The organism is Streptomyces sp. NPDC051987 (assembly GCF_040680735.1).
Lineage (GTDB): Bacteria > Actinomycetota > Actinomycetes > Streptomycetales > Streptomycetaceae > Streptomyces.
The window spans coordinates 61,092-79,370 of record NZ_JBFAXI010000021.1; the positions used below are offsets into that span (position 1 = coordinate 61,092).

Annotated in this window: 15 protein-coding genes; 12 read left to right on the top strand and 3 right to left on the bottom strand. The window is 69.4% G+C overall.

The window, feature by feature from the left end:
• The first annotated feature begins 1 nt into the window (after position 1).
• Positions 2 to 1,732: a glycoside hydrolase family 6 protein gene (locus AB0M11_RS14345; protein WP_365705002.1), complete on the top strand. Its 1,731-nt coding sequence runs from the start codon at positions 2 to 4 to the stop codon at positions 1,730 to 1,732.
• Positions 1,733 to 1,821: 89 nt separating this feature from the next.
• Here the strand turns inward: AB0M11_RS14345 and AB0M11_RS14350 are convergent, their stop codons facing one another.
• Positions 1,822 to 2,628, bottom strand: coding sequence for a phytanoyl-CoA dioxygenase family protein (locus AB0M11_RS14350; protein WP_365705004.1), 807 nt, complete (start codon positions 2,626 to 2,628; stop codon positions 1,822 to 1,824).
• 87 nt (positions 2,629 to 2,715) lie between these two features.
• Between AB0M11_RS14350 and AB0M11_RS14355 the strand changes: the two genes are divergently transcribed.
• On the top strand, positions 2,716 to 3,621 hold the full coding sequence (locus AB0M11_RS14355; protein WP_365705006.1) for a class I SAM-dependent methyltransferase: 906 nt from the start codon (positions 2,716 to 2,718) through the stop codon (positions 3,619 to 3,621).
• A gap of 79 nt (positions 3,622 to 3,700) precedes the next feature.
• Here AB0M11_RS14355 and AB0M11_RS14360 read toward each other — a convergent pair whose 3' ends face one another.
• Positions 3,701 to 4,393, bottom strand: a complete 693-nt coding sequence (locus AB0M11_RS14360) for a glycoside hydrolase family 75 protein (RefSeq protein ID WP_365705008.1) — start codon at positions 4,391 to 4,393, stop codon at positions 3,701 to 3,703.
• A 226-nt stretch (positions 4,394 to 4,619) separates the two neighbouring features.
• Between AB0M11_RS14360 and AB0M11_RS14365 the strand changes: the two genes are divergently transcribed.
• Positions 4,620 to 5,231: a hypothetical protein gene (locus AB0M11_RS14365; RefSeq protein WP_365705010.1), complete on the top strand. Its 612-nt coding sequence runs from the start codon at positions 4,620 to 4,622 to the stop codon at positions 5,229 to 5,231.
• 109 nt (positions 5,232 to 5,340) lie between these two features.
• On the opposite strand, the gene AB0M11_RS14370 is transcribed toward AB0M11_RS14365, so the two are convergent.
• A complete protein-coding gene (locus AB0M11_RS14370; RefSeq protein WP_365705012.1) occupies positions 5,341 to 6,177 on the bottom strand; it encodes an aldo/keto reductase in 837 nt (278 codons plus the stop codon).
• A gap of 334 nt (positions 6,178 to 6,511) precedes the next feature.
• On the opposite strand from AB0M11_RS14370, the gene AB0M11_RS14375 reads away from it, so the two are divergent.
• Genes AB0M11_RS14375 through AB0M11_RS14415 form a run of 9 tightly spaced genes read left to right on the top strand, consistent with a single transcriptional unit; the run spans position 6,512 to position 18,273 of the window.
• Entirely contained in the window at positions 6,512 to 6,652 is a 141-nt protein-coding gene (locus AB0M11_RS14375) for a pyrroloquinoline quinone precursor peptide PqqA (protein WP_365705014.1), read from the top strand.
• Between the two features lie 19 nt (positions 6,653 to 6,671).
• Positions 6,672 to 7,430, top strand: a complete 759-nt coding sequence (gene pqqC / locus AB0M11_RS14380) for a pyrroloquinoline-quinone synthase PqqC (protein ID WP_365705016.1) — start codon at positions 6,672 to 6,674, stop codon at positions 7,428 to 7,430.
• Positions 7,427 to 7,681: a pyrroloquinoline quinone biosynthesis peptide chaperone PqqD gene (gene pqqD / locus AB0M11_RS14385; protein WP_365705018.1), complete on the top strand. Its 255-nt coding sequence runs from the start codon at positions 7,427 to 7,429 to the stop codon at positions 7,679 to 7,681. Before pqqC ends, pqqD begins: the two co-directional genes overlap by 4 nt.
• Positions 7,678 to 8,769 carry a pyrroloquinoline quinone biosynthesis protein PqqE gene (gene pqqE / locus AB0M11_RS14390; protein ID WP_365705020.1) on the top strand — a complete coding sequence of 364 codons (1,092 nt, stop codon included), beginning with the start codon at positions 7,678 to 7,680 and terminating at the stop codon, positions 8,767 to 8,769. Before pqqD ends, pqqE begins: the two co-directional genes overlap by 4 nt.
• Positions 8,766 to 9,950 carry a glycoside hydrolase family 88 protein gene (locus AB0M11_RS14395; RefSeq protein WP_365705022.1) on the top strand — a complete coding sequence of 395 codons (1,185 nt, stop codon included), beginning with the start codon at positions 8,766 to 8,768 and terminating at the stop codon, positions 9,948 to 9,950. Before pqqE ends, AB0M11_RS14395 begins: the two co-directional genes overlap by 4 nt.
• Before the next feature lie 4 nt (positions 9,951 to 9,954).
• Complete coding sequence (locus AB0M11_RS14400; protein WP_365705024.1) at positions 9,955 to 10,737, top strand: heparin lyase I family protein; 783 nt, start codon at positions 9,955 to 9,957, stop codon at positions 10,735 to 10,737.
• Between the two features lie 11 nt (positions 10,738 to 10,748).
• Positions 10,749 to 13,985 (top strand): glycosyl hydrolase family 28 protein, encoded by a 3,237-nt coding sequence (locus tag AB0M11_RS14405; protein ID WP_365705026.1) that lies wholly within the window; start codon positions 10,749 to 10,751, stop codon positions 13,983 to 13,985.
• Positions 13,982 to 16,231 carry an alpha-galactosidase gene (locus AB0M11_RS14410; RefSeq protein WP_365705028.1) on the top strand — a complete coding sequence of 750 codons (2,250 nt, stop codon included), beginning with the start codon at positions 13,982 to 13,984 and terminating at the stop codon, positions 16,229 to 16,231. The genes AB0M11_RS14405 and AB0M11_RS14410 overlap by 4 nt, the downstream gene beginning before the upstream one ends.
• Positions 16,232 to 16,242: 11 nt before the next feature.
• Complete coding sequence (locus AB0M11_RS14415) at positions 16,243 to 18,273, top strand: PQQ-dependent sugar dehydrogenase (RefSeq protein WP_365705030.1); 2,031 nt, start codon at positions 16,243 to 16,245, stop codon at positions 18,271 to 18,273.
• Positions 18,274 to 18,279: the final 6 nt, after the last annotated feature.

An 18,279-nucleotide genomic window follows, 5' to 3' on the forward strand; every position in this document is an offset into this window, starting at 1 on the left:
CATGAGTCGTACCAGAACAGCGGTGTTAGCCGCCCTGGCGCTCGTCGCCGGGGTGTCCGGGCCGGCGCTCGCCGTGGCCCCGGCCGCCCACGCGGCGGTCTCCGCGATTCCCTGCACCGTCGACTACAAGATCCAGAACGACTGGGGCACCGGCTTCACCGCCGCTGTCACCGTCACCAACAACTCGGCGGCGAAGTCGAGTTGGTCGGTGAAGTGGTCGTACGCGGGCAACCAGCAGGTGAGCAGCTACTGGAACGCCAAGCTCACCCAGAGCGGCACCGCCGTGACCGCCGGCAACGAGACCTACAACGGCTCCCTGGCGACCGGCGGTTCGGTCAGCTTCGGGTTCAACGGGTCCTACAGCGGCACCAACGCGGTCCCCACCTCCTTCACCCTCGACGGCGTCACCTGCAACGTCGACGACGGCACCGGCAGCGGTGGCGGTGGCGGCGGCGGGGGCAACGGCGGTGGCTCAGGAACCCGCGTCGACAACCCGTACTCCGGCGCCAAGGTCTACGTGAACCCGGAGTGGTCGGCGAAGGCCGCCGCCGAACCGGGCGGCACCCGCGTCTCCAACCAGCCCACCGGCGTCTGGCTCGACCGCATCGCCGCGATCAACGGCGTGAACGGCGGCATGGGTCTGCGCGACCACCTGGACGCGGCGCTGGCCCAGAAGGGCAGCGGCCAGGAAGTCGTCCAACTGGTCATCTACGACCTGCCCGGACGCGACTGCGCCGCCCTCGCCTCGAACGGCGAACTCGGCCCGACGGAGATCGACAAGTACAAGACGCAGTTCATCGACCCGATCGCGGCGATCCTCTCCGACAGCAAGTACGCCTCGCTGCGGATCGTCACCACCATCGAGCTCGACTCGCTGCCCAACCTGGTCACCAACACCGGCAGCCGGGCCACCGCCACGGCCAACTGCAACACCATGCTCGCCAACGGCAACTACGTGAAGGGCGTCGGCTACGCGCTCGCCAAGCTCGGCGCGATCCCCAACGTCTACAACTACCTGGACGCCGGGCACCACGGCTGGCTCGGCTGGGACGACAACTTCGCCCCGGCGGCCAACGTGTTCAAGCAGGCGGCCACCAGCGAGGGCGCGACCGTCGACGACGTCCAGGGCTTCATCACCAACACGGCCAACTACAGCGCCCTGAAGGAGAACAACTTCACCATCAACGACTCGGTGAACGGCACCTCCGTCCGCCAGTCCAAGTGGGTCGACTGGAACCGCTACGTCGACGAGCTGTCCTTCGCCCAGGCCTTCCGCACCGAACTGGTCTCGGTCGGCTTCAACTCGAACATCGGCATGCTGATCGACACCTCCCGCAACGGCTGGGGCGGCAGCGCGCGGCCGGCCGGCCCCGGCCCGACGACCAGCGTGGACGCGTACGTCGACGGTGGCCGCTACGACCGCCGGATCAACATCGGCAACTGGTGCAACCAGGCAGGTGCGGGCCTCGGCGAGCGCCCGCAGGCAAGCCCGGCGGCCGGGATCGACGCCTACGTCTGGATGAAGCCTCCGGGGGAGTCGGACGGCTCCAGCTCCGCCATCCCGAACGACGAGGGCAAGGGCTTCGACCGGATGTGCGACCCGACGTACACGGGCAACGCCCGCAACAACAACAACATGTCCGGCGCTCTGCCGAACGCGCCGCTGTCCGGGCACTGGTTCTCGGCGGAGTTCCAGCAGCTGATGGCGAACGCGTATCCGCCGTTGCCGTGACGGCCGGATGAGGCGAGATCGACGACTGCGGGCCGTGCGTGGCCGGTCGCGCGGTTCCTCCGCCGGCCTTCGGGGGTGCCCCAGCGCCCCTACAGGGCGAGGGACAGGCCCTGGCGGATGGCGGTCTCCACCGGTGAGTAGTCACCGTCCAGCCGCTCCAGCTCGTAGGGGGCGGCCGGCATCAGGGGCGGCTGGGCCATGAAGCGGGGGCGCGTGCCGTGGTGCGGCTGGGCCGCGTGGACCAGGAAGGGGTGGCACAGGTAGACGTCGCCGGGGCGGCCGGTGGCGTACGTGAGAGGGCGGTGCGCGGAGGCCTCGACCAGCCGCGGGGCGATCTTCAGACCGGACACGCCGTCCTCTCCGTACGGTTCGAGCAGCGGCGGCACGTCGAGGTGCGAGCCGACGCGGATCCGGGTCGGCGCGTCCGCCTCCGTCACCTCGGAGAACAGGAAGAGCATCAGCAGGGCCCGGTCCCGCGAGCGAAGATTGGTGAAGTACCAGCTCTCGCCGTCCGGGAGATAGCTCCCCTCCATGTGCCAGCCCGCGTCGTCCGGTTCCTCGGCGTGCGGGAACCGCAGCGGGAAGCTTCCCAGCGAGTACCGTGGCACCCACCGGCCCTCGCCCACCAGCAGGTCGAACGCCCGGTGCAGAACAGGGGAGTTGGCCGCCGCCGCGAACGGGCCCTGGGCCATGTCGCCCACCCACACCACCGGGTCCTGCCAGGTGCCCGGGTCCGCCGGGTCGTACCCCGTCTCGCGCCACAGCAGCCGCGCGCAGTCCTCGGCGACGCGCGGCGGGAACGCGCCCTCGATCCTCACGAAACCGTCGGCCAGGAAACGGTCAACCAACTCGTCGTCCACCCCGGCATCGTGACCCGTCCGCCTTGCCGTGCGCATCCGGTTTTTTGCCGTCCCGGCAACATGGCTGGCCTTCGGACGGTGCGCCGTCACACCCTGGCGGCACCCGGACGAGAGGCTGATCCCATGGCGCATCACCACCCCCATACGGACACCCACCAGCACACCCACCAGCACACCCATTCCGACACCGACATCGACTGGGCCGCAATGGTCGGCCATCTGGAGTCGCAGGCGGAGCTCTTCGCGCCGCTGTACGAGAGCGCGCTGGGCTGGCTCGGGAAGGAGATGACCGAGCCGGGCCTGATCGTCGACGCCGGCAGCGGGCCGGGGGTGGTGTCGTGCCTGTTCGCCGAGGTGTTCCCGGGCGCGCGGGTGCTGGCCGTGGACAGCAGCGAACCGCTCCTCGACCGGGCCAGGGCCCGTGCCGAGCGGCAGGGCGTGGCCGACCGGTTCGACGTGCTGGCCGGTGAACTCCCCGATGTACTGGACAGGTTGGACTATCCGGCGGACCTGCTGTGGGCCGGGCACAGCCTGCACCACCTCGGTGACCAGCGGGCCGCGCTCACCGCGTTCGGCGAGCGGCTGGCCCCCGGCGGGACCCTGGCCGTCCTCGAAGGCGGCCTGCCCAGCCGGTTCCTGCCCCGCGACATCGGCATCGGCCGCCCCGGACTCCAGGCCCGGCTGGACGCGCTGCAGGAGGAGTGGTTCGCGCGGATGCGCGCCGAACTGCCCGGTTCGGTCGCCGAGGCCGAGGACTGGCCGACGCTGCTGTCCGCCGCCGGCCTCAAGTACGCCCGCACCCGCAGTTTCCTGCTCGACCTGCCCGCTCCGGCCTCCGGCCGGGCCCGCGACCACGCCGTCGAGATCTTCTCCCGCTTCCGCGACACCCTCACCGACGAGCTGCCCGCCGACGACCGCGCCACCCTGGACCGGCTCCTCGACCCGGCCGACCCGGCGAGCCTGCACCGCAGGTCCGACCTGTTCGTCCTCGGTGTCCGCACGGTGCACACGGCGGTGCGCCCCGCCTGACCGAGAACGGCCCGGTGCCGTTGCCGGTACCGGGCCGCCCGCCCTCCCCGGGCCGGTGGCGGCGCGCAGGGCGCCTTGATCAGTTGTTGGCGAGGAACTGCTTGGCCAGCTGGTCGCCGAGGGTCACCGCCGCGCTGTGGCTCTCGATCGGGGACACCTTGGAGTTCTTGAACAGGATGTAGGTCACGCCGGAGTCGGCGCCGCCGGTCGCCGGGTCGGGGTCGATGCCGAGTGCCTTGGCGGTGGCGTACGAGGCCTCACCGATGATCTTCGTGGGGCCGGTGTCGCCGACCACCGCGTACTCGACCTTGTTGTTGTAGATGACGGCGACCACTCCGCCGCCCTTGATGCCGGCGCTGGAGTAGTTCCAGATGCTGCTGGAGCTGGGGACCACGATGTACGGCAGCGACTCGGCCTTCAGCGGCTTGCCGTCGGACTGGTGGAAGGCGGTGTCGTCCTGGTACCAGGGATCGCGGTTCTCGTTGCAGTTGGTGGTGCGCTGCCCGTCGCAGTCGATGTCCATGTCGGCCTTCCAGAAGACCGCGCCGTTCTTGCCGCAGACGGGAATCGTGGCCGACGTCTCGTCGTCGGTCTTGTACTTGCCGCTGGAGATCTGGGAACAGGACTTCACCTTGGCGAGCAGGTCCGCCGCGCTGACCGAGCCCTCCTGGGCGGACTTCGGGACGGCGCCGGACGCGCTCGCGGGAAGCACTCCGGCGGCGAGCAGAGCGGCCCCGGAGGCCGCGGCAAGGGTCAGTGATCGCATGCGCATGTGGGGGGTCCCCCTCTGTTAGGAAAGTTTCCTGACCGGGTGTCGTACAAGGTGGACCCGGCTGCATGTCCGCGTCAACCCCTGGAGGTCAACTCGGTGACTTCTTGCGCATTGCGGTGATATGGGGGCCGGGGAACACTGGTGGGGCAGGACATTCCGGATATTTGCGCAGGAGCCGTGCGGGGGTTGAGCGGTGGCTCCGGTGGCTCCTGGGAGGCGAGGGGTCATGTTCGTACGCACGGTCTACGTGACCGGCGATCCGGCGAAGATCGAGGCGGCCATCCGGGCGCTGAACAGCGAGGGGCGCGAACTGCTCGAAGAACGCCCGGAGTACCGCGGTGCCGGCGTCTTCGTCGACCGCGAGCTCGGCAAACTGCTCGCGGTGAGCTGGTGGGGCTCCGAGGCGGCCCGGCGCAACAGCGACCAGGTGATGTGCGAGCGGCGCGGCCCGATGCTGGAGCCGTTCGCGGGCACCGTCGCCGTCGAGAACTACGAGGTGGCCGTCTTCCACTGGGTGCGGCCGCCGCGGACGGGCGGCGGTATGCGCTCCACCCGGGTGGAGTTCGACCCTGCCGACACGGACCTGTTCGCCGAGACCTTCCGCTCCTCGGCGGTACCCCGGCTCGACGCGCTGCCCGGGTTCGCCCGGTGCTCCGTCTTCGTCGACCGGCAGCGGGGCCGCGGCATGGTCAACTCGCTCTTCGTCGACCGCGCCTCGATGGTCGCCTCGCGCGCCGGACAGGCGGCGGCCCGGCGCGCCGACGCGGCCAAGGCGCAGGTCACCGTGGTCGGCCTGGAAGAGTTCGAGGTCGTCCACGCGGACGTGCGGCCCCACTGAACCGCCCTGCGCCGTCCGGAGCCGGGAACGCGAACGGCCGTCCCACCGTGACCACGGCGGAACGGCCGGAGTGGACCGGGCGTCGCCCGGACCGAGCCGCGGGCCCCGCTCAGCCCATGTCGAAGGTCGCCGGGTCCGGGCCGATGCGCCGCTCCTCGTTGAGCGCGCTGATCGCCGCGAGGTCCTCGGTGTCCAGGCTGAAGTCGAAGACCTCGATGTTCTCCCTGATCCGGGACGGCGTCACGGACTTGGGGATCACCACATTGCCCAGCTGGACGTGCCAGCGCAGCACGACCTGGGCCGGGGTGCGGTTGTGCTTCTGCGCGATCGCGACGATCGCCGGTACCTCCAGCAGCCCCTTGCCCTGGCCGAGCGGTGACCAGGCCTCGGTGGCGATGCCCTGCTCCTCGTGGAACTCCCGTGCCGCGTGCTGCTGCAGGTGAGGGTGCAGCTCGATCTGGTTGACCGCCGGGATCACCGAGGTCTCCGCGATCAGCCGCTCCAGGTGCTCCGGGAGGAAGTTGGAGACGCCGATCGCCTTGACGCGGCCGTCGGCGTACAGCTTCTCGAACGCCTTGTACGTGTCGATGTACTTGCCCCGGGCCGGCAGCGGCCAGTGGATGAGGTACAGGTCCAGGTAGTCCAGACCCAGCTTCGCCAGCGACGCGTCGAAGGCGCGCAGCGTGGCGTCGTACCCCTGGTCGGCGTTCCAGAGCTTGGTGGTGACGAAGATGTCCTCACGCGCCAGGCCGGACGCGGCGATCGCCTTGCCGGTGCCCGCTTCGTTGCCGTAGATCGCCGCTGTGTCGATGCTGCGGTACCCGGCCTCCAGCGCCACGGCGACGACCTGCTCGGCCTCGTCGTCCGGCACCTGCCACACGCCGAAGCCCAGCTGGGGCATCGCCACGCCGTTGTTGAGGATTTTCGGGGGGACCTTGCTGCTCACGAGCTCTCGATCCTTAGGTTGTCGACAGGTGGTCTTCCCATCGTCAACGATCACCGGCCCGGATGCATTCCTGACCGCGGAATCCGCCGGAACTGACCGATGAGTCAGCCACGACGGACGCAGATTGGCCGGAAATGCATCCGACCTTATCGGTCCGGACCATTGACCTCGGCCGGTTTCTGCGGAGACTCTGGTGCGCATCGTCGGACGTATCACTGAACCCGGTGCAGGAATGTGAACGGTTCTCTGGGTTTCCCGGCGGATCCCTGGGGAGTGAGAGGCCACTCTCTGCGCTCGGAAACCCCCTGACCTCAGGAAAGCAGGTACCCACCCCATGAACGAGACGACCTCCGAGGACCGGCAGCCGGACCCTGTCGCACAGCAGACATCGGATGAAAAGGTCTGGCGAAGCCCTGGTTACCAGGTCGTGGAGACAGCCCTGGAAGTGACCGGCTACGCCCTCGGCGACCGCTGATCCGCCCGGCCGTCCCGCCATGACCGTCACCTCCGTCCATGCCGGGACGGCCGCCGATCCCTGGCCGGCCCCGGAGTTCACCGAACGGCTGCGGGCCGTCACCGCAGACCGCTACCACGACCGGCACCCCTTCAACCAGCGCATGCACCGCGGTGAGTTGACCCCGGCCGAACTGCGCCGCTGGATCACCAACCGCTTCCACTACCAGCGGCACATCCCCGTCAAGGACGCCCTGGTCCTGGCCAAGCTCGACCGGCCGGAACTGCGCCGTCCCTGGCTGCGCCGCATCCGCGACCACGACGGCACCGCCGACGGCGAGGGCGGCATCGAGCGCTGGCTGCGCCTCGGCGAGGCGGCCGGCATCCCCCGCGACCACCTCTGGGACGGCTCCCGGGTGCTGCCCGGGGTGCGCTTCGCGGTCGAGGGGTACGTCACCTTCTGCCGCCTGCGCCCGGCGCTGGACGCGGTCGCCGCCTCCCTCACCGAACTGTCCGCGCCCGGCCTGATGCGCACCCGCATCGCCGCCTTCGAACGCCACTACCCCTGGATCGACCCGGCCGGCCTCGCCTACTTCCGCACCCGCGTCGACCAGGGCGCCCGGGACGGCGCGGAGGCCCTCGCCCTGGTCCTGGACTGGGCCCGCACCCGCGAGGCCCAGCAGCGCGCCGTCGCCGCCCTCGCCTACAAGTGCGAGGTGCTGTGGGCGCTGCTCGACGCGGTGGACCGGGGGGACACCGGCGGCTGGGGCGACGACACCTCGGACGGAGGCCGGCCATGACCTGGCGGCCCGTGCTCGCCCGCACGGTCGTGCTGCGCCACGACCGGGTGCGCGGCACCGATCTGCTGTTGCTGCCCGAGCGCGTGGTCGTGCTGCGCGGCCGGGCGGGCGGCGTGCTCCGGCTGTGCGACGGCAGCCGAGCGGTGACCGAGATCGTCGCCGAACTCGCCGAAGCGTTCCCCGGCGCCCCGGTCGCGGCCGAGGTCCCGGAGTTCCTGACGGCCTTGCGGAAGGAGGGCTGGCTGCGATGACGACCGCGCAGCCGGGTGGACCGGCGCTGCCCTGGGCGCTGCTCGCCGAACTCACCCACGCCTGTCCGCTGCGCTGCGGCTACTGCTCCAATCCTGTCCGACTGACTGGTCGGTCAGCTGAGTTGTCGTCCGCACAGTGGGCTGAGGTGTTCCGGCAGGCCGGTGACCTGGGCGTCGTCCAGACCCATCTGTCCGGCGGCGAGCCACTGCTCAGACGCGATCTGCCCGAGCTGGTCGCCGCCGCCGACTCCGCCGGACTGCACACCCAGCTCGTCACCAGCGGGCTAGGGCTGAGCGAGCGCCGGCTGGCCGGGCTGGTCGGCGCCGGGCTGCGCGGTGTGCAGCTGTCCGTGCAGCACGCGGAGCCGACGGCGGCCGAACGCATCGCCGGCGTCCGTTCGTTCGCGGCCAAGGAACGCGCGGCCCGGCTGATCCGGGCCTCGGGTCTGCCCTTCGGGCTCAACGTCGTCCTGCACCGGGGCAACCTGGACGCCGTCGAGGACCTGATCGCGCTCGGCGTGGACTGGGGCGCGGACCGGATCGAGCTGGCCAACACCCAGTACCACGGCTGGGCGGCCCGCAACCGTGCCGCCCTGCTGCCGCTGCCCGGACAGGTCGAGCGGGCCCGCGAGGCGGTCCTGCGCCTGCGCCGGCGCCTGGACGAACCGGAGCTGGTGTGGGTCGCCCCCGATCTGCTCACCGGCACGGCGAAACCCTGCATGGGCGGCTGGGGCCGGATCTCGCTCACTGTCACGCCCGACGGCACCGTCCTGCCCTGCCCGGCCGCGGCCACCCTGCCCGGCCTGGACCCGCCCAACGTCAGGGACCGCCCGCTCGACTGGATCTGGCGGGAGTCCAAGGCCTTCAACGCCTACCGGGGCGAGTCCTGGATGCGTGAGCCCTGCCGCGGCTGTGCGCTGCGCACCACCGACTTCGGTGGCTGCCGCTGCCAGGCGTACGCGCTCACCGGAGACGCCCGCAACACCGACCCGGCCTGCCGCCACGCCCCCGACCACCACCGCGTACCCCTGCGGCGGACCTCCGCAGCCGCCGTCCCCAGAGAAGCCCTGAGCGAAGGAGGACCATGAAACGCCTGCGAGCCGCCCTCGCGGCAGTCGCACTCACCACCGCCACCCTGGCCGCGCTCCCCGCGGCCGTCCCCCCGCCCGCCGCCGCGGCCGTCCCCACGCCCGCCCGTGCCAGGGCCGCCACCGACTGGTCGACGGCGGTCGTCGACTCCACCATGGCCCGCTACACCCCGGCCACCATCGGCGGCTGGTCCTACCCGGTCGGCCTCTATCTCTACGGCCAGTACCTCACCTACCGGCGCACCCACGACGCCCGGTACCTCACCTACATCAAGAACTACGTCGACCGGTTCGTGAAGAGCGACGGCTCCATCGACCAGTCCTTCAACAGCCTGGACAGCATGCAGGCGGGCCGGCTCCTGGTGATCCTGCACCACGAGACGGGCCAGGACCGCTACCGCAAGGCGGCCAAGAAGATCCGCGACCGCCTGAACACCTACCCGCGCACGAGCGACGGCGGCTTCTGGCACGCCGACACCAGCAGCCGCGCCCACCAACTCTGGTCGGACGGCGTCTACATGGTGAACCCGTTCCTCGTCGAGTACGGCAAGGAGTTCGGCGACAGCGCCTACACCGACGACGAGGCGGCGAAGCAGCTGTACGTCTACGGCAGTCATCTGCAGGTCGCGAACGGACTGCTCAAGCACGCCTACGACGAGTCGAAGACCGCGAGCTGGGCCGATCCGCAGACCGGTCTCGCCCCCGAGCACTGGTGCCGTGCCGTCGGCTGGTACGCCATGGCGATCGTCAATGTCCTGGACGCCATCCCGGCGAACCAGGCCCGGCGGCCCCAACTGCTGACCATCTTCCGCAAGCTGGCCGCCGGTCTGGAGAAGTACCAGGACCCGGCGACCGGGCGCTGGTTCCAGGTGATGGACAAGGGCGACCGGTCCGACGACTGGACCGAGACCTCCTGCTCCAGCATGTTCACCTACGCCCTCTCCCGCGGCGTCCAGCAGGGCTACCTCGACCCGCACTACGCCGCCGTCGCGCACCGCGGCTACCAGGGCGTGCTGGCGAAGCTCTCGGTCGGCTCCGACGGCCGTACCGACCTCGCCGACATCTCCATCGGCACCAACGTCGGCGACTACGCGTACTACATCGCACGTGACCGGGCCACCAACGACTTCCACGGTCTGGGCGCCTTCCTGATCATGAACGAACAACTGCGAGGTGATTAGTGTCATGAGCACGTCCAGAAGGGCACTGCTGGGCGCGGCGGCCGCGGGCGCGGCCGGAGCGGCGCTGGGCCTGCCCGCCACCGCCCACGCCGCGTCCTGGCAACAGAAGTGGGCCCCCTCCGCGAGCAGCGACGGTCTCGGCGCCTTCGAGACGGTCGAGGACGACCGCGCCGACTCGCACCCCGCCGGGCATCCGCACATCTTCGCCACCGGCAGCGACTGGCGCTTCAACATGCACATGGTGGACCGGGACACCTCGACCGACCGGCAGCGCCAGGAGGTCACGGGTCTGCGCACGAGTTCCAGCAGCTACCTCAAGTGGAACGAGGGCCAGACCTGGCGGATCACCTACTCGATGTACATCCCGAGCTCGCTGAAGGCGACCACCACCTTCACCCACATCATGCAGATGAAGCAGCCCGGCAGCGGCACGTCCCCGATCGTCACGCAGTCGCTGCGCCGGGTGAACGGCAAGCAGACCATCGAACTGAACCTCGCCACCGACGGGATCATCGTCGGCCGCACCGACCTCGACCCGCTGCACGACACGTGGACCGACGTCGACTTCCAGATCAAGGTCGGCAACGGCTCGGCGGGCTCGGTCCGCTGGATCCTCAAGTCCAAAGGCTCGACGGTGATCGACAAGTCGAAGACCGGCGTCGACACCTTCCTCGCCGACCGGGTGCGCCCGAAGTGGGGCATCTACCGCTCGCTCGGTGACACCTCCGGCTCCCTGCAGGACACCTACCTCCTGCTCACCGACCTCCGTGGCTACCAACTGGTGTGAGGAGACGCCACATGCAACCCCCCACCGGCCCAGGCCGCCGAGCGGCGGCCGTCGTCCTCTTCGTGGTGGCCGTGGTCCTCGGCCTCACCCATCCCGCGGCTCTCGCCGCCCCGCACACCGCCGCCCGCGCCGCCGCCGTGTACGACGTGCGCGACTACGGCGCCAAGGGCGACGGCTCCACCAACGACAGCCCGGCCATCGACAAGGCCATCACGGCAGCGAACGCGGCCGGCGGCGGCACCGTCCGCTTCACGGCCGGCACCTACAAGTCCAAGAACACCCTCCACATGAAGAGCCATGTGACGCTCCAGCTCGACAAGGGCGCCACCCTCCAGGGCTCCAGCGCGGACACCTACGACAAGGCCGAGTCCAACCCGTACGACGCCTACCAGGACTACGGCCACAGCCACTTCCACGACGCGATGATCTACGGCGACAAGCTCACCGACATCGGCTTCGTCGGGCAGGGCGTCATCGACGGCGCGGGCAACCTGATCACCGGCAACCCGAAGACCGGTGAGGCCGACAAGATCATCTCCCTGACCCGGTGCGACGGGCTCAGGATCGGTGACGGCCTCACGCTGCGCCGGGGCGGTCACTTCGCGGCCCTCGTCAACGGCTGCACCGACGTGACCTCCGACCACCTGACGATCGACACCGCGAGCGACCGCGACGGCTGGAACGTCATCTCCACCACCAACGCGACGATCACCAACGCCACCATCCACGCCAACGACGACGCGCTGGTCTTCAAGAGCGACTACGCGCTCGGCGCCAAGCTGCCCAACGGGCACGTGCGGGTGAGCGATTCGCTGCTCGGTGCCAAGTGCTGCAACGCCCTGATGTTCGGCTCGGAGACCTGCGGCGACTTCTCGGACTACCAGTTCGAGAACATCCGCATCGACGGAGCCGACAAGTCCGGCCTCGGCATGGTCTCCATGGACGGCTCGAAGATCTCCGACGTCCACTACCGCGACATCACGATGACGAACGTGCACTCGCCGATCATGGAGAAGATCGGCACCCGCAAACGCTGCGGCAACAGCCCGGGTGTCGGGTCGATCAGCAATGTCACGTACGACAACATCACCGCCACCGGCAACAGCCCCTCCTTCAGCCCGACCCTGTGGGGCGAGTCCGGTCACCGCATCAGCGGCGTCACCTTCGACAACGTCAACATCACGGTCCCCGGCGGCAACGGCACCATGTCCACGGGCGTGCCGAGCAACGACCCCACCGACTACAACCCCAAGGCCATCGGCACCCGGCCCGCCTACGGCTGGTACCTGCACAACGCCGACAACGTCCAGTTCACCGACAGCTCGGTCAGGTTCGCCTCGAACGACGGCCGGCCCGCGTTCCTCGCCAACGCGGCCAGCGGCATCCGGCTCACCCGGTTCACCGCGCAGAAGGGCAGCGACTCGCCCTTCGACGTGGGCTTCCAGGACGTCACCGGCGGCTGCCTGACGGACAGCCACAACACCTCGGGCGGTGCGCTCCGCGTCTTTGGCAGCCAGGACTGCTCCGGTGCGGCCGTGAAGCCGCTCGACCTGGAGAACCCCCGCCAGGACTTCCTCCGCGCCTCCGTCGGCGGCCTGTTCCTGCACTGGGGCCTGCGCACCGCACCGGCCCACACCAGCTGCACCGCCTGGGAGAACGACGTCACGAACGGGGGCTGGACCCCCGACTACTGGGTGAAGGAGGCCCAGAAGCTGCACACGCAGTACCTGGTCCTCGCCACCTTCCACAGCCGCCTCGGCTACGCCCGCCCCTGGCCGTCCAAGATCCCCGGCTCCTGCTCCACCAAGCGGGACTTCCTCGGCGAGCTGATCACGGCCGCCAAGGCCAAGGGCATGAAGGTCATCCTCTACATGACCAACGACCCCCAGTGGCACGACGAGGGCGGCCACGAGTGGCTCGACTCGGCCGCGTACTCCGCCTACAAGGGCAAGAACGTCGACCTGACCACCAACGACGGCTTCGGGCAGTTCAGTTACGACAACTTCTTCGAGGTCATGGACCGCTACCCCGACCTCGGCGGCTTCTGGATCGACAACGACAACTCCTACTGGGAGAGCCACAACCTCTACCAGCAGATCTACGACAAGCGCCCGAACTACACGCTCAGCAACAACAACGAAGACACGCCGATCATGGACATGATCAGCAATGAGCAGAAGACGGGCATGACGCCGTCCTACGACTACCCGCAGGCCGTCTACACCGCCCAGCCCCGCCTGACCGAGGCCGACTTCAAGCTGCCCTCGACCGGCGCCTGGTGGTACGACGGCTCCGACCCGTCCGTCGACAAGACGCTGACCCTCGGCCGCCTGGTCACCAACGTCGGCTCCTCGGTGAAGGCACTGATGGCCGAGACCGCCCAGGTCAACGGGAAGTTCCCGTCGAACCAGGCCGCCTTCAACAACTTCGCCGACTCCTACCTCGACCCCATCTGGGAGTCGTTGCACGGCACCGAGGGCGGCGGCTACATGTACGGCGGCCTCAAGCCCGGCGCCTGGAACGACGGCGCGTACGGGGTGACGACCATCGCCAAGGACGACGCTAACCGGCAGTACATCCACGTCCTGACCCCGCCCAGCACCAGCACCCTGCGCGTGCGGGACAACGGCTACCGCATCGCCTCCGTCACCGACCTCCGCACCGGAGCGGCGGTTTCGTGGTCGCAGTCCGGCGGCGTGCTCACCCTGAACGGGCTCGGCAACTGGGACCCGTACGACACGGTCTTCAAGGTCACGACGGCCGGCCGCCAGGGCATCCTCACCGGCGTCAAGGTCAGCGCGAGCGCCTCCGCGAGCGGGCACGCCGCGTCGGCCGCCGGTGACGGCGACTACCTCACCTACTGGGACAACAACAAGACCCTGCCGGTGAACCTCACCTTCGACCTCGGCTCGGCCAAGAAGGTGCAGTACATCGGGCTCAACCAGCGCGAGGACTCCGTGGCCTACGCCCGCTCGGACACCGAGCAGTCCGCGCGGATCAAGGACTACAAGGTGTTCGTGAGCAACGACGGCACCACCTGGGGGAGCGCGGTCAAGACCGGCCAGCTGCCCAGTCGCCGGGGCATCCAGGGCATCGACCTGACCGCGGCCAACGCCCGCTACGTCCGGCTCGAGGTCGACACCACCTGGGCCGCCTCCAGCGACTCCACCCGCTACAAGCGACTGCGCCTCGACGAGGCGTGGATCGGCACGTCGTACGCCACACCCGCGAACGGGGGACAGCCATGATCCGGCTCAGATCGCTCACGGCCGCGGCGGCGGCCCTGCTCGTCGCCGCGGCGGTGCCGCTCGTGGGCACCGCCCACCCGGCGGCCGCCTCCGACAACGGCCAGTCCGCCCGCCCCGCCATGGGCTGGTCCAGCTGGAGCTTCGTGCGCCGCTGGCCGACCGAGGCGAAGATCGAGGCACAGGCCGACGCACTGGTCTCCAGCGGCCTGAAGAACCACGGCTTCGTCTACGTCAACCTCGACGACTTCTGGCAGAAGTGCGACTCGAACGGCTTCACCGTGGACGGCTACGGCCGCTGGGCCGTCGACACCGGCAAGTTCCCGGACGGCATCAAAGGGGTGGCCGACTACGTCCACTCCAAGGGCCTGAAGTTCGGCTTCTACGTCACCCCCGGCATCGCCAAGAACGCCGTCACCAAGAACACGCCGATCGAGGGCACCTCGTACCACGCGAAGGACATCGCGGACACGTCCACGACCGAGAAGAACTACAACTGCAAGAACATGTACGCCATCGACTACTCCAAGCCGGGCGCGCAGGACTTCGTCAACTCCTGGGCCAAGCAGTTCGCGTCCTGGGGGGTCGACTACCTGAAGATCGACGGGGTGGGCAGCGCCGACATCCCCGACGTCCAGGCCTGGGACAAGGCGCTGCGGGCCAGCGGACGGCCCATCACCTTCGCGTTGTCCAACAACCTGCCCATCGCCGACGCGGCCACCTGGAAGCAACTGGCCAACAGCTGGCGCACCCAGGGTGACGTCGAGTGCTACTGCGGGCCCGGGAGCAACGGCAGCGGCTACCCGCTGACCGACTGGTCCCACGTCTCCAAGCGCTTCGACTCGGCCGCCTCCTGGCAGCAGTACGCCGGCCCCGGCGGCTGGAACGACCTGGACTCACTGGAGATCGGCAACGGCGACCAGGTGGGCCTCACGGCGGACCAGCGCCGCTCGCACTTCACGCTCTGGTCGATGGCGGCGGCCCCGCTGCTGCTCGGCACCGACCTCACGCAACTGGACCCCGTCGACAAGGCGATGCTGACCAACGACCGGCTGATCGCCGTCGACCAGGACGGCGTCGCCGCGAAGCGGATCGTGAACAGCGGTGTCCACCAGGTCTGGAGCAAGAAGGAGAGCGACGGGAGTCACGTCGTGGCCCTGTTCAACACCGGGACCTCGGGCAACGCGACGGTCAGCGTGAACTGGTCGCAGGTCGGCTTCAGCGGCTCGGGCGACGTGACCGACCTCTGGTCCGGATCCCACAAGGGCGTGATCGCCGACTCCTACAGCGCGACCCTGCGGCCGGGCGAGACCAGGCTCATCCGGGTCAAGCCCGTCACCTCCCTGAAGACGGCGGCCGCTGCACCGGGATTCGCCGTGGCCCCGTACGAGTACCTCGGCTGGGGCAGCCCGCAGAACCCGACCTCCGTGATGTCCGCGACCGGCGTCAAGTGGTTCACGCTCGCCTTCATCCTCTCCGACGGCACCTGCAACCCGAAGTGGGACGGCTCCCGCCCGCTGACCGGAGGCAGTGACCAGTCCACGATCAACGCGATCAGAGCCGCGGGCGGTGACGTGGTCGTCTCCGTCGGCGGCTGGAGCGGGAACAAGCTGGGTGAGAAGTGCTCCAGCGCCTCCGCGCTCGCCGGCGCCTACCAGAAGGTGATCAACGCCTACAAGCTGAAGGCGCTCGACATCGACATCGAGAACACCGAGTGGTCCAACGCGACCGTACGGCAGCGGGTGGTCGACGCGCTGAAGACGGTGAAGGCGAACAACTCCGGTCTGAAGACCGTCATCACCTTCGGCACCACCTCCTCCGGCCCCGACTCCACCGGCACCGACATGATCAAGCGGGCCGCCAACTCCGGTCTGGCCAACGACGTCTGGTGCATCATGCCGTTCGACTTCGGCGGCGGCACCAGCAACATGGGCAGCCTCACCACCAAGGCGATGGAAGGCCTCAAGGCACAGGTGAAGTCGGCGTACGGCTACAGCGACGCCACCGCCTACACGCACATCGGTCTGTCGTCGATGAACGGCAAGACCGACGACTCCGGTGAGCAGGTCCGGGTCGCCGACTTCAGGACGATGCTCGCCTATGCCCAGCAGCACCACATCGGGCGGCTCACCTACTGGGCCGTCAACCGCGACCGGGCCTGCGGCTCGGGCACCGACGGCGACGCCTGCAGCGGCGTGACGCAGCAGCCGTACGACTACCTCAAGGTCTTCACCCAGTACACGGGCTGAGGGGAACATCCGTGAACATCAGAAGAGTTCTGCCGTACGGCGTCGCGGCGGCCCTGGCGCTGCCGCTCGCCGGTCTCGGCCAGGGCACCCCCCGGGCCGCCACCGACTACCAGGCCGAGGACGCGACGATCTCCCAGGGCACCGTCGCCACCAACCACACCGGGTACACCGGCACCGGCTTCGTCGACTACACCAACGTCAAGGGCTCCTACGTGGAGTTCACGGTGAGCGCGGCCTCCGCCGGCACCTCCGCCCTCACCCTGCGCTACGCCAACGGGACCTCCGCCGGCCGGCCGATGGACATCTCCGTGAACGGCACGGTCGTCGCCTCCGGTGTCTCCTTCCCGGCCACCGCCGACTGGAACACCTGGGTCACCAAGACCGTCACGGTCCCGCTGACCGCGGGCACCGACAAGATCCGGGCCACCGCCACCACGGCCAACGGCGGCCCCAACCTCGACCGGGTCAGTCTCGACGCGGCCGCCGACACCCAGGCCCCGACCCGCCCGGGACAGCCCAGCTGCTCCGACATCGGCGAGGACGCGCTCACCCTGGCCTGGGGCGCGGCCACGGACAACGTGGGCGTGAGCGCGTACGACATCTACGAGCACGGCAACAAGATCAGCGAGGCAACCGGGAGTTCGACCTCCAAGGCGCTGACCGGGCTCACCCCGAACACCGACTACAACCTCACGGTGATCGCCCGCGACGCGGCCGGCAACACCTCGCCGGCCAGCCCGGTCGTCGACTGCACCACCAGGCCCAGCTCCGACACCACCCCGCCGAGCAAGCCGGGCACGCTCTCCGCGAGCAACGTCACCGCGAACAGCGCCGACCTCACGTGGGGCGCCTCGACCGACGACAAGGCGGTCGTCGCCTACGACGTACGCAGCGACACCACCGTCTACGACACGGTCACCAGCGGCACGTCGACCACGCTCACCGGGCTCGCCTGCAACAGCCCCTACAGCCTCGACGTCGTCGCCCGGGACGCGGCCGGCAATGTCTCCGCGGCAAGCAACACCGTCACCTTCACCACGAAGGCGTGCGCGACCGACGGCGGTGTCCCGTCCTCGATCGCGACGCTCTCCAGCGGCTGGACCATCCCCTGGGGCACCTACTGGATGCCCGACGGCAAGACCGCGCTGGTCACCGAACGGGACGACTTCCGGGTCTGGAAGGTGGCCAAGGACGGCACGAAGACGCAGGTCGGCACCGTCCCGAACGTCGTCACCACCAACGGCGAGGGCGGCCTGCTCGGCGTCGCCGTCGACCCCAAGTGGGACACCAACCACTACGTCTACTTCATGCACACCGCGGACGAGGGCAACCGGGTCGTGCGCATGACCTACGACGGCACCAAGCTCAGCGGCTACAAGATCCTGCTCCAGGGCATCAAGAAGAACCGCTACCACAACGGCGGACGGCTCCTCTTCGGCCCCGACGGCTACCTGTACGTCTCCACCGGAGAGGCCCAGACGCCCGACCTGGCCCAGGACAAGAACTCCCTCAACGGCAAGATCCTGCGCATGACGACCGACGGCAAGCCGGCCCCCGGCAACCCGTTCGGCAACTACGTCTACAGCCTCGGCCACCGCAACCCGCAGGGCCTCGCCTTCGACCGCAACGGCCGGTTGTGGGAGGCGGAGTTCGGCAACAGCTCCAAGGACGAGCTGAACCTGATCAAGCCGGGCGCCAACTACGGCTGGCCGACCTGCGAGGGCACCTGCAGCGTCTCCGGGATGACCAACCCCAAGGCCACCTGGAACGTCTCCGAGGCGTCCCCGAGCGGCATCGCCATCGTCCGCAACGTCGTCTACATGGCGTCCCTGCGCGGCGAACGGCTCTGGCGCATCCCGATCAACGGCGACACCGAGAACGTCGGCACCCCGACGGCGTACTACGTGGGAACGTACGGCCGGCTGCGCACCGTGACCAAGGTGCCGGGCGCCGACCAGCTGTGGCTGTCCACCACCAACTGCGACAACAACGGCAACGAGCCGGACGGATCCGACAAGATCTTCCGGGTCAGCATCAGTTGACAGGGT

Coding starts and splice junctions, on each gene's coding strand:
- AB0M11_RS14345 (WP_365705002.1), top strand. CDS start 2: ATGAGTCGTACCAGAACAGCGGTGTTAGCCGCCCTGGCGCTCGTCGCC.
- AB0M11_RS14350 (WP_365705004.1), bottom strand. CDS start 2,628: ATGCGCACGGCAAGGCGGACGGGTCACGATGCCGGGGTGGACGACGAG.
- AB0M11_RS14355 (WP_365705006.1), top strand. CDS start 2,716: ATGGCGCATCACCACCCCCATACGGACACCCACCAGCACACCCACCAG.
- AB0M11_RS14360 (WP_365705008.1), bottom strand. CDS start 4,393: ATGCGCATGCGATCACTGACCCTTGCCGCGGCCTCCGGGGCCGCTCTG.
- AB0M11_RS14365 (WP_365705010.1), top strand. CDS start 4,620: ATGTTCGTACGCACGGTCTACGTGACCGGCGATCCGGCGAAGATCGAG.
- AB0M11_RS14375 (WP_365705014.1), top strand. CDS start 6,512: ATGAACGAGACGACCTCCGAGGACCGGCAGCCGGACCCTGTCGCACAG.
- pqqC (WP_365705016.1), top strand. CDS start 6,672: ATGACCGTCACCTCCGTCCATGCCGGGACGGCCGCCGATCCCTGGCCG.
- pqqD (WP_365705018.1), top strand. CDS start 7,427: ATGACCTGGCGGCCCGTGCTCGCCCGCACGGTCGTGCTGCGCCACGAC.
- pqqE (WP_365705020.1), top strand. CDS start 7,678: ATGACGACCGCGCAGCCGGGTGGACCGGCGCTGCCCTGGGCGCTGCTC.
- AB0M11_RS14395 (WP_365705022.1), top strand. CDS start 8,766: ATGAAACGCCTGCGAGCCGCCCTCGCGGCAGTCGCACTCACCACCGCC.
- AB0M11_RS14400 (WP_365705024.1), top strand. CDS start 9,955: ATGAGCACGTCCAGAAGGGCACTGCTGGGCGCGGCGGCCGCGGGCGCG.
- AB0M11_RS14405 (WP_365705026.1), top strand. CDS start 10,749: ATGCAACCCCCCACCGGCCCAGGCCGCCGAGCGGCGGCCGTCGTCCTC.
- AB0M11_RS14410 (WP_365705028.1), top strand. CDS start 13,982: ATGATCCGGCTCAGATCGCTCACGGCCGCGGCGGCGGCCCTGCTCGTC.